Source organism: Actinomadura rifamycini DSM 43936, from assembly GCF_000425065.1.
GTDB lineage: Bacteria > Actinomycetota > Actinomycetes > Streptosporangiales > Streptosporangiaceae > Spirillospora > Spirillospora rifamycini.
Genome location: NZ_AULB01000016.1, coordinates 126799 through 140717 on the forward strand (window position 1 = coordinate 126799; position 13919 = coordinate 140717).

At 74.4% G+C, this 13919-nt stretch carries 15 protein-coding genes; 6 read left to right on the forward strand and 9 right to left on the reverse strand.

What is annotated here, in order from left to right; all coding sequences use genetic code 11:
• Positions 1-53: 53 nt before the first annotated feature.
• Both H505_RS47745 and H505_RS42365 read right to left on the reverse strand, forming a co-directional pair.
• Entirely contained in the window at positions 54-1043 is a 990-nt protein-coding gene (locus H505_RS47745; protein ID WP_051300780.1) for a CU044_5270 family protein, read from the reverse strand.
• Entirely contained in the window at positions 1040-1675 is a 636-nt protein-coding gene (locus tag H505_RS42365) for an RNA polymerase sigma factor (RefSeq protein WP_064743651.1), read from the reverse strand. The genes H505_RS47745 and H505_RS42365 overlap by 4 nt, the downstream gene beginning before the upstream one ends.
• A gap of 125 nt (positions 1676-1800) precedes the next feature.
• Between H505_RS42365 and H505_RS0116755 the strand changes: the two genes are divergently transcribed.
• Positions 1801-4035, forward strand: coding sequence for a molybdopterin oxidoreductase family protein (locus H505_RS0116755; RefSeq protein WP_026402917.1), 2235 nt, complete (start codon positions 1801-1803; stop codon positions 4033-4035).
• A gap of 24 nt (positions 4036-4059) precedes the next feature.
• Here the strand turns inward: H505_RS0116755 and H505_RS42370 are convergent, their stop codons facing one another.
• The gene (locus H505_RS42370) at positions 4060-4848 is read right to left on the reverse strand and encodes a GbsR/MarR family transcriptional regulator (RefSeq protein WP_051300781.1); all 789 of its coding nucleotides are present in this window, start codon (positions 4846-4848) and stop codon (positions 4060-4062) included.
• 242 nt (positions 4849-5090) lie between these two features.
• Here H505_RS42370 and H505_RS0116765 point away from each other — a divergent pair, with 242 nt between their 5' ends.
• The 4 genes from H505_RS0116765 (at position 5091) to H505_RS0116780 (ending at position 8662) form a co-directional block, all read left to right on the forward strand.
• Complete coding sequence (locus H505_RS0116765; protein WP_026402918.1) at positions 5091-5756, forward strand: DUF4097 family beta strand repeat-containing protein; 666 nt, start codon at positions 5091-5093, stop codon at positions 5754-5756.
• Between the two features lie 34 nt (positions 5757-5790).
• Entirely contained in the window at positions 5791-6738 is a 948-nt protein-coding gene (locus H505_RS0116770) for a daunorubicin resistance protein DrrA family ABC transporter ATP-binding protein (protein WP_026402919.1), read from the forward strand.
• Entirely contained in the window at positions 6735-7517 is a 783-nt protein-coding gene (locus tag H505_RS0116775) for an ABC transporter permease (RefSeq protein ID WP_026402920.1), read from the forward strand. Before H505_RS0116770 ends, H505_RS0116775 begins: the two co-directional genes overlap by 4 nt.
• A gap of 224 nt (positions 7518-7741) precedes the next feature.
• A complete protein-coding gene (locus H505_RS0116780; protein WP_026402921.1) occupies positions 7742-8662 on the forward strand; it encodes a Rieske (2Fe-2S) protein in 921 nt (306 codons plus the stop codon).
• 48 nt (positions 8663-8710) lie between these two features.
• On the opposite strand, the gene H505_RS0116785 is transcribed toward H505_RS0116780, so the two are convergent.
• From H505_RS0116785 to H505_RS0116800, 4 genes are all read right to left on the reverse strand, one after another.
• The gene (locus H505_RS0116785) at positions 8711-8959 is read right to left on the reverse strand and encodes a hypothetical protein (protein ID WP_026402922.1); all 249 of its coding nucleotides are present in this window, start codon (positions 8957-8959) and stop codon (positions 8711-8713) included.
• Positions 8960-9061: 102 nt separating this feature from the next.
• Complete coding sequence (locus H505_RS0116790; protein ID WP_026402923.1) at positions 9062-9841, reverse strand: sulfite exporter TauE/SafE family protein; 780 nt, start codon at positions 9839-9841, stop codon at positions 9062-9064.
• Between the two features lie 161 nt (positions 9842-10002).
• Positions 10003-10791, reverse strand: coding sequence for an ABC transporter ATP-binding protein (locus H505_RS0116795; protein ID WP_026402924.1), 789 nt, complete (start codon positions 10789-10791; stop codon positions 10003-10005).
• Between the two features lie 144 nt (positions 10792-10935).
• A complete protein-coding gene (locus H505_RS0116800) occupies positions 10936-11436 on the reverse strand; it encodes a hypothetical protein (RefSeq protein ID WP_026402925.1) in 501 nt (166 codons plus the stop codon).
• A 235-nt stretch (positions 11437-11671) separates the two neighbouring features.
• On the opposite strand from H505_RS0116800, the gene H505_RS0116805 reads away from it, so the two are divergent.
• Entirely contained in the window at positions 11672-12427 is a 756-nt protein-coding gene (locus tag H505_RS0116805; protein WP_026402926.1) for a hypothetical protein, read from the forward strand.
• A 102-nt stretch (positions 12428-12529) separates the two neighbouring features.
• On the opposite strand, the gene H505_RS0116810 is transcribed toward H505_RS0116805, so the two are convergent.
• Together H505_RS0116810 and H505_RS42375 are read right to left on the reverse strand one after the other, a co-directional pair.
• Positions 12530-13276 (reverse strand): RDD family protein, encoded by a 747-nt coding sequence (locus H505_RS0116810; protein ID WP_026402927.1) that lies wholly within the window; start codon positions 13274-13276, stop codon positions 12530-12532.
• Between the two features lie 88 nt (positions 13277-13364).
• A complete protein-coding gene (locus H505_RS42375; RefSeq protein WP_034518211.1) occupies positions 13365-13691 on the reverse strand; it encodes a DUF2752 domain-containing protein in 327 nt (108 codons plus the stop codon).
• Positions 13692-13919 lie beyond the last annotated feature (228 nt).

Sequence of the window (13919 nt, forward strand, 5' to 3'; positions counted from 1 at the left end):
CGGACAGTGAGCCAGGGGCGGCCCCGTTCGGGGCCGCCCCTTTCCTTGCCCTGCTATTCCGGGATCTGCCCGGCCCGGTCGGTCACCGCCGTGCGGAGCTCGGCCGACGCGTAGAGCACCTCGCCGGGCTCGCCGGGCGCGTCCTCCGGGCGCCGGGTGCTCGCCGTGCCGACGACCTGGCGCTCGCCGAGGAACGCGTACGTCCCGGCGTCGAAGATGAGCTCGTGCCGGACGCCCCGCCACGTCACCCCCACGGCGACGCCCGTCCGTCCGGCCGGGTCCGTCACGCCGCGGGCCACGGTGACACCGGGGATCCGGGCCGCCGCCGCGAAGAGCACCGACAGCGTCTCCGGCGGGACGTAGCGCTCCCGGATCGTGTCCCCGACCGTGACGAACGCCTGGACGTCCGGCGGGTTGTCGCCGTCGGAGTTCCGGTAGAGCCAGCGGCGCATCTCCGCGGCGTCGGACGGCAGGCCGCGCACCCGGACGTCCCGGTTGCCGCAGTCCGCCGGCGGGTTCGCGAGGTCGACCGGAACGGGCCGCCCGGCGGCGCCCGCCGCGGTCTCCCGCTCCTGCCACGCCTCGTTGCCCTCGCACACCCACATGCCGTCCTCGGTCTCGGAGTTGCGGACCAGCCCGGCGCTGCGGGTGTCGACCGGGAACCACGCGCGCCGCAGCTCGGTCGTCCCGTCCTGGTACTGCTTCGACTCGAAGTAGAAGAACTGGTCGGGACGCGGGTGCAGGACGGGCCCGGCGGCGGCGGCGCGGGACGCCCGGTTCAGGACGTCCACCGCCGCGGCGTTCGCCATGGGGGGCGGGCCGGACGGCCCGGGCCGCGGGCCGGTCCCGGGCGCGACGGCGATCGCGAGGGCCGTCCCGAAGGCCAGCCCGAGCGCCGCGACCGCGGTGGCGGCGGCGCGGGCGCGGGACGCGCGGCGCGGTGCGGCGGCCGGCGGGGCCAGCTCGGTCAGCAGGTGCGCGCGGCGCAGCTCGTGCCGGTCGGGCGGCAGGTCGCGGCGCGGCGGCGGTGCGAGGTCGGTCATGTGGCCTCCTCCGGAAGGCTGCGGACGGACGGCTCTCCCGCACCGCCCCCGGGGCCCGGCGGGTCCGGCGGGGCCGGCGGGGCCGGGGCGTCGGCGCGGAGCCGCGCCCGCGCCCGCGCCAGCCGGGACCGGACGGTGCCGACCGGGACGCCCAGCGCCGTCGCGGCCTCCGCGTAGTCGAGCCCCTCCCACACGCAGAGCACGAGCACCTCCCGCTGCCCGCGGGGCAGCTTCCCGATCGCGCCCATGACCGCGCGCATCCGGCGTTCGGCGTCCAGCCGCTCCGCCGCCGCGTCCGCGCCGTCGGGGGCCGCCGCGGGCGCGGGGACGCGCGCGAGGGCGTCCCGGTGCCGCCGCAGGCTCCGCCGGTGGTTGCGCAGCACGTTCGTCGCCACGCCGTACAGCCAGGGCAGCAGCGAGCCGGACGGCGCGTCCACCTGCGCGCGGCGGCGCCAGGTCTCCAGGAAGACGACGGAGGTCAGGTCCTCCGCCTCCGACCAGCTCGCCGTCCGGCGGAAGCAGTAGTTGTAGACGGTGCGCGCGTGCCGGTCGAACAGCGCCGCGAAGGCGTGCTCGTCCCCGTCGCGGGCGCGCCGCCACAGCTCGGCGTCCGTGGGGGTGTGCGGGTTCATAACCGTGTTGTGTCCGCTCACCGATCGGGGTTCCGGGGACATCGATTACATCCCGAGTCATGGCGCTCCGCCCGAACACGCGGCATCATGAGAAACCGATTCCGGTTCGGTTAGGGGATGTCCCGATGGGCGACCGCACGGCTTTCCGCACCTGTCCGCTCTGCGAGGCCCTCTGCGGTCTCGAGCTCACCCTGGACGGCTCGGGCCGCGTCACCCGCGTCCGCGGCGACGAGCACGACCCGTTCAGCAAGGGGTTCATCTGCCCCAAGGGCGCCACCCTCGGCAGCCTCGACGGCGACCCCGACCGGCTCGCGGAACCGCTCGTCCGCAAGGGGTCCGAGCACGTCGCGGTGAGCTGGGACGAGGCGTTCGAGGCGGTCCGCGCCGGGCTCGCCGAGGTGGTCGAGCGGCACGGCCGCGACGCCGTCGCGGTCTACTTCGGGAACCCGACGGCCCACTCGGTCGCCGGGCCGCTGTACGTCGGCGCGCTCGTCAAGGCCCTCGGCACGCGGAACCTCTACTCGGCGAGCACCGCCGACCAGATGCCGAAGCACGTCTCCTGCGGCCACCTGTTCGGCGACCCCCTCGCGATCCCCGTGCCCGACCTCGACCGCACCGACCACCTGCTGATGCTGGGCGCGAACCCCCTCGAATCGAACGGGAGCATCTGCTCGGCGCCCGACTTCCCCGGCCGCCTCAAGGCGATCAGGGCGCGCGGCGGCAAGGTCACCGTCGTCGACCCGCGCCGCACCCGGACGGCCGCGCTCGCCGACGAGCACCTGTTCATCCGCCCCGGCACCGACGCGTTCTTCCTCATCGCGCTCGTCCACACCCTGTTCGCCGAGGACCTCGTGACCGGCCTCCCGGACGGCCCGGACGGCCCCCGCGTCAACGGCCTCGACGACCTGCGCGCCCTCGCCGCCGACTTCGCGCCCGAACGGGTCGCGGACGCCACCGGCGTCCCCGCCGACACCGTCCGGCGGACCGCCCGCGAGCTGGCCGCCGCGCCGCGCGCCGCCGTCTACGGGCGCATGGGCACCACCACGCAGGCGTTCGGGACGCTGAACAGCTGGCTCGTCGACGCCCTCAACGTCCTCACCGGCAACCTCGACCGCCCCGGCGGCGCGATGTTCCCGAAGGCCGCGCACGTCCCCGCGTACCGGCGGCGCAAGCCGTTCACGACCGGGCGGTGGCGCAGCCGCGTCCACGGCCTGCCCGAGGTGAACGGCGAACTGCCGATCGCCACGCTCGCCGACGAGATCGACACGCCCGGCGAGGGCCGGGTGCGGGCGCTGGTGACGATCGGCGGGAACCCGGCGCTGTCCGCGCCGAACTCCGCGCGGCTCGACCGCGCGTTCGCCGACCTCGAGTTCATGGTGTCGGTCGACCCGTACCTGAACGAGACGACCCGGCACGCGAGCGTCGTCCTGCCGCCGCCCCGGCCCGTCCAGACGCCGCACTACGACATCTCGCTCGCCGCGCTCGCCGTCCGGAACTACGCCCGCTACTCGCCGCCCGCGGTGCCGCTGGACGGGCGGCCGAGCGAGGCGGAGATCATCGGGCGGCTCGCGCTGCTCGCGTCCGGGGCGGACGGCGACGTCGCCGCCCTCGACGACGCGGTCATCGCGTCGACGCTGGCGAAGGCCGCCGCGCACCCGGGGTCGCCGGTGCGCGGCCGCGACCCCGAGGAGATGCGGGCGATGCTCGCCGGCTCCGGCACCCCGACCGAGCGGCGGCTGGACATGATGCTGCGGCTCGGCCCGTACGGCGACGCGTTCGGCGCCGTCCCCGGCGGCCTCACCCTCGACCGGCTGCGCACCGACCACCCGCACGGCATCGACCTCGGCGCCCTCGAACCCCGCCTCGGCGAGGTGCTGTGCACGGAATCCGGGCGGGTCGAGCTGTGCCCGCCGCCGCTCGCCGCCGACGTCGACCGGCTCCGCGCCGCGCTGGACGGCGGACCGCACACCGGCACCGTCCTGATCGGCCGCCGCCACCTGCGGTCCAACAACAGCTGGCTGCACAACGTCCCCGAACTGGTCCGCGGCTCCAACACCTGCACGCTGCACCTGCACCCGGACGACGCCGCCCGGCTCGGCGTCGCCGCGGGCGACGGCGTCCGGGTGACGTCGCGGGCGGGCTCGGTCGAGGCGGTCGCCGAACCGACCGACACGATCATGCCGGGCGTCGTCAGCCTCCCGCACGGCTGGGGCCACGACCGTCCCGGCACCCGGACGGGCGTCGCGCGGCGGAACCCGGGCGTCAACGTCAACGCCGTCACCGACGAGCGGGAGATCGACCCGCCGTCGGGCACCGCGGTGCTCAACGGCGTGCCGGTCACGCTGGAGCGCGTCGGCTGACCCCCGCCGGGCGGGCGCCCGGGCTCAGGACGACGGCCGCCCGCCCTCCGTACCCTCCGTGCCCTCGGCGCCGGGGTCGGCGCCGGCCGAGGCGGTCCTCTCCGTGTTGACGTAGAGGACCTCGCGGGCCTGCTCGGCGGCGCGGAGGATGCTCTCGCCGACGAAGTCGACGAACCGGGCGATGCTCTCCAGCCGGGCGGCGGCGGGGGTGTCGGGGCCGAGGACGGGCGGCCCCTGCCGCGCGACCTCCACGAGCGCCATGAGGGACCGCGCGCTGCCGACCATCGACTGGTACCAGATCTCGTCGTCGACGACGTAGCGCTCGCGGCGCCCCTCGTCCCGCGTGCGGCGGACGAGGTCCTGGCTCTCCAGGTACTTGACCGTCTTGGAGATGGACGCCGGGCTGACCTGCAGCCGCTCGACGAGTTCGGCGGCGGTGAGGCTGCCGGAATCGGTGGTGTAGAGGCAGACCAGCACCCGGGCCATCATCTTGTTGGACAGGCCCGACGCCATGAGGACGTCGGTGAACCTCTCCTCGTACTCCCGCAGGGCCTCCGCGTCGCGCCCGTCCGCCCGCGCGGCCGTCCCGGTCCCCCTGCTCGCGGCGGGCCTGCGCTGCCGGGCGCGGCGCTCGGTCGCGCGGTGGGCCAGGTCGGCGCGGTACCCGGCGGGCCCGCCGTTGCGCATCACCTCGCGCGTGATCGTGGAGGTGGGCCGGTCGAGCCGGCGGGCGATCTCGGCGTAGGCGAGGCCGTCGGCCAGCCCGAGCGCGATCTGCTGGCGGTCCTGCTGGGTGAGCCTGCCTCCCGGCATCCGGCCTCCTTCGCGTCGTTCCGATGCCCTCACCCTAGCGTTCACCGACACCCTATTGCAATGCAACGACGCTACACGTTGCATTCCGAACAGCAACCAACGCAACGAAATCTTTCGTTTGACCTGCGAAATCACTGTTTCAATGCAAAGATCTTGTTGCCAAGATGGTGAAGGCAACGTAGCTTTTGCGTTGTCGGAAACAAGCAGCGAGCCGCAAGGCGAAGCCCCTGAAGGAGACAAGAATGAACACGTTCCAGACCCCCGCCCCGATCGCGACCGTCGTCGACGTCCCGGCCGGGCGGGTGCAGATGATCGCCGCCGACCGGAGCGACACCCAGGTCGAGGTCCGCCCCGCCGACCCCGCCAAGGGGCGGGACGTGACGGCGGCCGAGCAGACCGCGGTCGAGTTCGCCGACGGCGTCCTGCGGGTGCGGGCCCCGGAGGCCGGGAACCGCTACTTCGGCCGGTCCGGGGCCGTGGAGATCACGGTGAAGCTCCCCGCCGGCTCGCGGGTCGAGGCCCGCGCCGCCGCCGCGGAGTTCCGGGCGGTGGGCCGGCTGGGCGAGGTCGCCTTCGACGGCGCGCACGGCCGGATCAAGATCGACGAGGCGGCGGGCGTGCGCCTCACCGCGCTCGACGGCGACGTCGAGGTCGTCCGGCTGGACGGCCCCGCGCAGATCAGCACCCAGCGCGGCGACATCCGCATCGCCGAGGCCACCGGCGGCGCGGTCACGCTGTCCACCCGGTCCGGCGACATCTCGGTGGCCGCGGCCGCCGGCGTCTCGGCCGCCCTGGACGCCCGGACCGGCCGCGGCCGGGTCGGCAACGCCCTCAGGAACGACGGCACCGCCGCGCTCGAGATCCGCGCGACCACCGACCACGGCGACATCACCGCCCGCAGCCTCTGACCCCCGACCGACCAGCACCCCGGAGGTGTCCCCCATGACGAACCAGGCGATCGCGGCCGAAGGGCTGCGCAAGTCCTACCGAGACAAGAACGGCGAGAAGGTCGTGCTGGACGGCATCGACCTGCACGTCCCCGATGGGACGGTGTTCTCCCTGCTGGGCCCGAACGGCGCCGGCAAGACGACCACCGTGCAGATCCTGTCCACCCTCGCCCGCGCCGACGCGGGGCGGGTGCGGGTCGCGGGCTTCAACCTGGACCGGCAGGCCGATGACGTGCGCGGGGCGATCGGGGTCACCGGCCAGTACTCGGCGGTGGACAAGCTGCTGACCGGGGAGGAGAACCTGCTGCTCATGGCCGACCTGCGGCACCTGCCGCGGCGGGACGGCAAGCGGCGGGCGGCCGAGCTGCTGGAGCGGTTCGACCTGGTGGACGCGGCGCGCAAGCCCGCCTCCACCTACTCCGGCGGCATGCAGCGCCGCCTGGACCTGGCGATGACCCTGGTCGGCGACCCCCGGCTGATCTTCCTGGACGAGCCGACCACCGGGCTGGACCCCCGCAGCCGCCGCTCCATGTGGGAGATGGTCCGCGGCCTGGTCGCGGACGGCGTCACGATCTTCCTCACCACCCAGTACCTGGAGGAAGCCGACCAGCTCGCCGACCGCATCGCCCTGCTGGACGGCGGGCGGCTGATCGCCGAGGGCACCGCCGCCGAACTGAAGCGGCTCATCCCCGGCGGCCACATCGAGCTCTCCTTCGCCGGCCCGGACCCGCTCGACGCCGCCCGCAGCGTCCTCGGCACCGCCGTCGCCGACCCGGAGGCGCTCACCCTCCGGGTCCCCTCCGACGGCAGCGTCGGCGCCGTCCGCGAGCTGCTCGCCCTGCTGGACGAACGCTCCATCGACGTCGCCGCGATGAGCGTCCGCACCCCCGACCTCGACGACGTGTTCCTCACCCTGACCGGCCAGAAGGAGACCGCCCGATGAGCACCGCCGCCCTCGCCCTGCGCGACTCGGCCACCATGACCCGCCGCCAGCTCAAGCGCATCGCCCGCTACCCCGCCATGACCGTCCAGCTCATCATCACCCCCGTCATCCTCCTGCTGCTGTTCGTCTACGTCCTCGGCGGAACCCTCGGCAACGGCCTGGGAGGCGCGGGCGGCGGACGCGACGCGTACGTCGACTACGTGCTGCCCGGGATCCTGCTCATGGCCGCCGCGACCGCCGCCACCGGCACGGCCGTGATGGTCGCCACCGACATGACCGAGGGCATCATCGCCCGGTTCCGCACCATGCGGATCTCCCGCGCCTCCGTCCTGACGGGGCACGTGGTGGGCAGCGTCGTGCAGCAGCTCCTCGGCGCGGCCGTCCTGGTCGGGGTCGCGTTCGCCATCGGGTTCCGCCCCAACGCCACCGCCGCCGAGTGGGCCGCCGCGGCCGGACTGCTCACCCTGTTCGTCCTCGCCGTCACCTGGCTGGCGGTCGCGCTCGGCATGAAGTCGCCGACCCCCGAAGCGGCCAGCAACGCGCCCATGCCGCTGGTCCTGCTCCCCTTCCTGGGCAGCGGCTTCGTCCCCACCGACTCCATGCCCGCCGCCATCCGCTGGTTCGCCGACTACCAGCCCTTCACCCCCGTCATGGAGACCCTCCGCGGCCTCCTCCTGGGCACCCCGATCGGCGACAGCGCCGCCATCGCCGCCGGCTGGTGCACCGCCATCGCCCTCGCCTCCTTCCTCTGGGCCCGCAGCACCTTCACCAAGGCGTGACCTTGGAACCGGCCGACAGGGCCGTCAGACCCGCCGGTCTGACGGCCCTGAGCCGTTCGGGGCCACCGCACCGGACGGGCCACGGTTTAGCGGTTCCCGCGCCAGGTAGGTAGTCCTCACCACGGGGTAACGGCACGGACATCCCGCCGCCCCCGGTTGGCCGCAGGAGAACGCGACAACTAACCTCAGGGCGAGCGTCCCGATCACAGGCCGCGAGGAGGGACATGAACCGACGGGCGGGGAACATCTTCCGGCGCGCGTCCCGGCAGCAGGCGGCGGGACGGCTCACCGACGTCACCGAGGGCATCGAGCACGCCCGCGCGCTCGACCGCACGATCCGCGTTCTCTCCACCGGCGTGAAGCGGGTGCTGCGGCCCGGACCGGTCAAGGACGCCCTGCACGGCGTCCAGCTCGGCCATCCGGCGCATCCGCCGCTGACGGACGTCCCCGTGGGGTGCTGGACGTCGGCGGCCGTGCTGGACCTGCTGCCGGGCACCCGGCGGGCCTCCGAGGCGCTGGTCGCGGTCGGTCTCGCCGGCGCGGTCCCGACCGTGCTCACCGGCATCGCCGACTGGTCGGCGCTGCACCGCGGGCAGCAGCGGGTCGGGCTCGTCCACGCGGGCGCCATGACGATCGCGACGGCGCTGTACTCGGCGTCGTACGCGGCGCGCTACCGGGGACGGGACGACGCGGGCCGCGCGCTCGGGTTCGCGGGGCTGGGGGCGCTGTTCGCGGGCACCTACCTCGGCGGCCACCTGGCGTTCCGGCAGGCCGCCGGCGCCAGCCATGCCGACAAGGTCGCGCACCTGGTGACGCTCGGCTGGCACGACCTCTGCAAGGCCGACGAGCTGCCCGACGGCTGGCCCGTCCACCGCAGCCTCGGCTACATCAGCCTGTTCGTGCTGCGCACCGGCGACGAGGTGCACGTCCTCGCCGACCGCTGCAGCCACCTCGCGGGGCCGCTGCACCAGGGCCGCATCGTCAGCGACGACAACGCCGACCTGTGCGTCGTCTGCCCCTGGCACGGCAGCACGTTCCGCGTGCGGGACGGCTCGGTCGTGCACGGCCCGGCCACCGGGCGGCAGCCGTCGTTCGAGTCGCGCGTGACCGAGAACGGCACCCTCCAGGTCCGCCCGCTGGGCTGACCGCCGGGACCGGCGGCGCCCCTGGAACGAGCCCCTGAAACGAGCCCCCTAGAACGAAGGGTCGCCGTCGGCGGGGGTCTCGTCGGCGATCGGGTACTCGACGAGGGCCAGCACGCGGCTGGACATGAACCGGGCCGTGCGGACGGGCGTGCCGGTGCGGGTGACCTCGCTGACCTCCACGACGCCGCGCCGCGTCTCGATCTCGACGCGGCGCCCGGCGCGGGTCGCCGTGACCTCGTACGTCCGCGTCCCCTCGCCCCCGGCGTCGATCACGATCTCCACCCTGTCGCCCTTCATCGGCGCCCACCTCCGCGATCGTCGAACGTATATTCGACTTATACCCGCCCGGGGCGTCCGCGAACCCTCCCAAAGGGCACCGAAGGCTCGGAAAAGCGCAGGTCAGCGCACGAGATTCACGATCGCGACGAGTCCGACGGCGACGATGACGCCGCGCAGCGCCGGCGGCGGGATCCGGCGCCCCACCTTCGCGCCGAGCAGCCCGCCGACGGTCGACCCGGCCGCGATCATCAGCACCGCCCACCAGTCGATGACGGTGTCGGAGAAGACCGACAGCGTGATGAACAGGACGGCCGCCGACCCGTTCACGATCGCCGACAGGACGTTCTTGGCCGCGTTGACGCGCTGCAGGTCGTCGGCCAGCGCGATGCCGAGGATCGCGATCAGGATGATGCCCTGCGCCGCGCCGAAGTAGCCGCCGTACATGCCCGCGAGCAGCACCGCGACCCACAGCAGCGGCCCGCCGTGCGGACTCTGGTCGCCGCCGTCGGCCTCGCGGCGGCGCTTCACCCACGCCTGCAACCGGGGCTGCACCACCACCAGCACGAGCGCGACGGCGATCAGCGCGACCACGATCACCTGGAACGCCTCGGCGGGCAGGCCGAGCAGCAGCAGCCCGCCGATCACGGCGCCGATCAGGGACGCGCTGCCCAGCCGCAGCAGCCGTCCGCGCTGCCCCTTCAGCTCCGCGCGGTACCCGTAGGCGCCCGTCGTCGAGCCCGGCACGAGCCCGATGTTGTTGGAGACGTTCGCGACCACCGGCGGGAACCCGAGCGTCACCAGCGTCGGGAAGGTGATCAGCGACCCGGACCCGACGACCGTGTTGATGCCTCCGGCGGCGACTCCGGCCGCGAACACCGCGGCCGCCTCCAGCAGATTCAAATCCGTCCCATCCCCGTGCCCGACGACTCCACGAGGCCCCGATCGTAGGGACTCCCCTGCTCAGCAGCGCACACCGGGCCCCCGAACAGGGACACACCCGGCACCCGGGACGAGCGCCGCCGCCCCGGACGGGACGGCTCAGCACACGGCCCGCGCGTGCCTCAGCGCGCGGCCCGCGCGTACCAGCGGCCGTCGCGGCGCTCCACGGCGAGCGGCAGCCCGAAGCAGTCCGACAGGTGCTCGGGCGTGAACACCTCGTCGACCTTGCCGCGCGCGACGATCTCCCCCTCGCGCAGCAGCAGCGCGTGCGTGAACCCGTCGGGGACCTCCTCGAGGTGGTGCGTCACCATCACCATCGTGGGCGCCGCCGGGTCGTCGGCGAGCCCGCCGAGCCGGGCGACGAGGTCCTCGCGGCCGCCGAGGTCGAGGCCCGCGGCGGGCTCGTCCAGCAGGAGCAGCTCCGGGTCGGGCATCAGGGCGCGGGCGATCTGGACGCGCTTGCGCTCGCCCTCCGAGAGGGTGTCGAACCGGCGCCGCAGCAGCCCGGCGCAGCCGAGCGCCTCCAGCAGCCCGACGGCGCGGCTGACGTCGGTGCTGTCGTACTCCTCCTGCCAGCGGCCGAGGATCGCGTACGACGCGGTCAGCACCAGGTCGACGACCGTCTCACCGGACGGCACCTTCTCCGCCAGCGCCGTGCTCGCGAACCCGATGCGGGTGCGCAGCTCGAACACGTCGGTGCGGCCGAGCCGCTCCTCCAGGACGTCGACGGTGCCCTCGCTCGGATGCAGCAGCGACGCCGCGATCTGCAGCAGCGTCGTCTTGCCCGCGCCGTTCGGTCCGAGGATCACCCACCGTTCGCCCTCGCCCACGTCCCACGTCACATCGCGAAGGAGGGTCGCCCCTTCGCGCCTGACCCCGACTCCTCGGAGTTGAAGCACCTCGCCGGTCATCGCGCGCCTTCGTCTCCAATCCGGTGATCCCGTTTCCCGCACAAGAACCTATGCGATACACCGGGCCGGCGTGCCCCCGGGTTTCCACAGATTCCGCGGGACGTCCGCGAAGGACGCCTCCCGCGGGACGGCGCGCGCCCGGCGTCACCCGCTGTCGCGCCGGGCCTGCCGCCGGGCCCCCTTCGCCCGGCTCGCCGCGGCCTGCCGCCGCCCCGCCGCGTCCTGGCTCGTCGGCCGCCGCCGCGCGGTGGTCCGCGCGGTCATCCGCGGCGCGTCCGGGGGCGCGGTGCCGGGGGCGGCCGCGCGGGCGGGGTTCGCGTCGGCGATCCGCCGGGCCTTGAGCTCGCCCGCGCTGCGCCGCGCGGCGCGCGCCAGGTGCCAGCTCACCCGAGCCAGCGCGTCCTCGAACACCTCGGCGCGCTGCGCGTTCCGCAGGTTCTTCGGCCGCGCCGTCCCGCGGCCGCCGTACTCCTCCACCCGCGCGCTCGCCGTGCGCCGGTACAGCTTCGCGTACTTGTTCCGGGCGCGCCGGATCCGTTCGTGCAGGTCGATGAGCCCGTTCTCGTCCATCGTCGCGAGTTCGCGGTCGGTCTCGCGGACGAGCGCCAGTTCGTCCTCGTTCAGCGAGTTCAGCAGGGCCCGCATGGGCGGCCTCCTTCGATCACGTCCGGAGTGTCTGCCCGAGATGCCCGCGCGACAATGCCGTCAAGACGGATAAATGCCCATCTTCAGCCGCGGGCTTGACCCGCGGCCCGCCGGGCGCGCGCGGCTCCCGAAACGACGGCGACCGCGACGAGAGACCTGCCTTACGTCCGGTGGCACGGGCCGGGCGAACGCTTATGGTGGATCGCATGCCCATTGGGACGTGTTGGGAACGACAATGATCAAGGACGTAGCGACCGCACTGGTGGCGTGGGGCAACGCCTGGCTGACCGGCAACGTCGGCCTCGACGAGGCGGTCGACGCGGTGGAGAAGGCCGCGGGCCCGCAGATCCTCGGCGGCGAGCCGGCCGAGGTGACGCTCCGCCGCGGCCTCGGCGACCTGCGCATCGGCGGCCTGACCGCGTTCCGGCTGGCGCTCCCCGCCCCCGGCGACCCGCTCGGCCTCACCGGACCGCCCGAGTTCAACCGCGCCGCGATCGACGCGGAGGCCGCCGTCGTCGCGGTGCTCGGCGACCGCGCGATCGGGCTCGTCCCCGCCGAAGACCGGCGCGGCTCCTCCTACGTCGGCGTGCGCTGGACCACCCTCGGCGCGTCGCCGGCCCTGCCGGACGTCCCGTCCCTCGCGGAGGCCGACCGGCGGCTCACCCTCGCGATGCGCGACGCCACCGAGACGCTGCTGACCGTGGACGACTTCGCGGGCGTCCCCCCGGAGATCGCCGACGCGCTCGTCGACCTGCGCGACCCCGGGCGCGGCGACCACCTGCTGGCCCCCGGCTTCCCGCAGCGGGCGCACCGGGTCGCCGCCCTCGCCGGACGGCTGTCCCTCGTCGTCGACCTGGCCCGCCGGATGGACGAGCGGGGCCTCACCGCCGACCAGATGCACCGCCGCGGCGACGCGCTCCGGCTGCTGGACGGCGCCGTCCGGCGGGCGCTCGTGGCCGCCTGCAGCAGCGCCTTCGACCCCGTCCCGTAGCCGGGACCCGGCCCCCGGCCGCGCGGCCGTCCGGGCCCGGAAACGGAAGCGGGACGCCCCTGGTGGGGACGCCCCGTTCGTGCAGCCTCGCTCGCGAACGCCTCAGTGGCGGACGACGAGGGTGTTGCAGATCTTGTCGGCGAACGTCTGCTTGCGGTCGTCGAACAGCGGCCAGAAGTACCCGACGTAGCACGCGAAGCTGTCGGCCGCGTGGCAGATCTTCCGCAGGAAGGCCATGCCGAAGCCGATCGGCTGACCGGTCTGCGCACCGACGAGGCGGATGTTCATCTGCCGCTTGCCGATCGTCTGCCCGGTGGTCCCCTCCTGGTAGATGAGCCACAGGCCCGCCGCGAACGCGGCGAGGTAGCCCAGGAGGATCAGGAGGCCGCCGATCGCCACACCGGCGTCGCCGGCGGCGGCGAGGACCATGCCGAGGATGTACAGCACCGCGACCGGAGCGCCGATGATCAGGCCGTCGATGAGGTAGGCGCCGGCGCGCGAGCCCCACTCGGCGAGCTGGCCGCCGCCGGGGGTGCCGTAGTGGTGGTGGTGGACTTCCGCCGCGGGCTGCCCGTAGCCGGGCTGCGCGGCCGGCTGGCCGTACCCGGGCTGCGGCTGGCCGTACCCCGGCTGCGCGGCGGGCTGGCCGTAGCCGGGCTGTGCGGCGGGCTGGGCGGGGGGCTGGCCGTAACCCGGCTGCGCCGGGGGCTGGCCGTAGCCCGGCTGCGCGGGCGGCTGACCGTACCCGGGCTGGGGCTGCTGGCCGTACCCGGGCTGCGGCTGCTGACCGTAGCCCGGCTGCTGACCGTAGCCCGGCTGCTGACCGTACGGGTCGTAGGGGTTACCCACACTTGCTCCTTATTGATTGACCCTGTGGTTATGTGACGCCCGCCGGACCCGATGGGCTCCGCAAGTCTGACCGAGGACGCACCCCGGCTCAAACCGGCAGGACACCGAACCGGACGAGCTGCCACAGCTCCGACCCCACGAGGGCGATTCCGAGAACCCATGAGCGGGTCCTCGGCGCGAGTGCCCACCACCGCCGCCCCGGGCCCAGCGGCGCGACGGCGAAGCCGATCGCGCCCGCGAAGACCACCGGGTTCGCGAGCAGGGCACGGGCCGGGTGGCCCGCTCCGAGCTCGATGAACACGGTCGTCCCTCCGCAGAGAGGGCACGGGATGCCGGTGAGCGCCCGCAAGGGGCAGAGCACGCCGGGGTCGTTGACACGGTGGATCCATGACGCGCCGACGGCCGCGACGGCCATCGCCGCAACACGCAGCAGCGTCCCCGCGGGGCCGTGCCGCGATGCGGTGAGGGTCCGGCTGACGATTCCCCCGAGTGCACCTTGCGATGCGCCGGTGACCGCCGCCCCGGGCGCTCCCCCCAACGGATCCTCCGTGTCGATGACAAAAGGTGAGTGACCCGTATACAGGGTGCACCCAGAGGCAGGTCAAGCCCCGACCACGATCCGCGATGGGACCGTTACGCGGAC

Bases quoted from the DNA above. Each gene is read 5' to 3' on its own strand.
- H505_RS0116775 (WP_026402920.1), top strand. From the start codon at position 6,735: ATGAGCACCGCCGCCCTCGCCCTGCGCGACTCGGCCACCATGACCCGC.
- H505_RS0116780 (WP_026402921.1), top strand. From the start codon at position 7,742: ATGAACCGACGGGCGGGGAACATCTTCCGGCGCGCGTCCCGGCAGCAG.
- H505_RS0116770 (WP_026402919.1), top strand. From the start codon at position 5,791: ATGACGAACCAGGCGATCGCGGCCGAAGGGCTGCGCAAGTCCTACCGA.
- H505_RS0116795 (WP_026402924.1), bottom strand. From the start codon at position 10,791: ATGACCGGCGAGGTGCTTCAACTCCGAGGAGTCGGGGTCAGGCGCGAA.
- H505_RS42365 (WP_064743651.1), bottom strand. From the start codon at position 1,675: ATGAACCCGCACACCCCCACGGACGCCGAGCTGTGGCGGCGCGCCCGC.
- H505_RS0116800 (WP_026402925.1), bottom strand. From the start codon at position 11,436: ATGCGGGCCCTGCTGAACTCGCTGAACGAGGACGAACTGGCGCTCGTC.
- H505_RS0116805 (WP_026402926.1), top strand. From the start codon at position 11,672: ATGATCAAGGACGTAGCGACCGCACTGGTGGCGTGGGGCAACGCCTGG.
- H505_RS0116755 (WP_026402917.1), top strand. From the start codon at position 1,801: ATGGGCGACCGCACGGCTTTCCGCACCTGTCCGCTCTGCGAGGCCCTC.
- H505_RS42375 (WP_034518211.1), bottom strand. From the start codon at position 13,691: ATGGCCGTCGCGGCCGTCGGCGCGTCATGGATCCACCGTGTCAACGAC.
- H505_RS42370 (WP_051300781.1), bottom strand. From the start codon at position 4,848: ATGCCGGGAGGCAGGCTCACCCAGCAGGACCGCCAGCAGATCGCGCTC.
- H505_RS47745 (WP_051300780.1), bottom strand. From the start codon at position 1,043: ATGACCGACCTCGCACCGCCGCCGCGCCGCGACCTGCCGCCCGACCGG.
- H505_RS0116765 (WP_026402918.1), top strand. From the start codon at position 5,091: ATGAACACGTTCCAGACCCCCGCCCCGATCGCGACCGTCGTCGACGTC.
- H505_RS0116785 (WP_026402922.1), bottom strand. From the start codon at position 8,959: ATGAAGGGCGACAGGGTGGAGATCGTGATCGACGCCGGGGGCGAGGGG.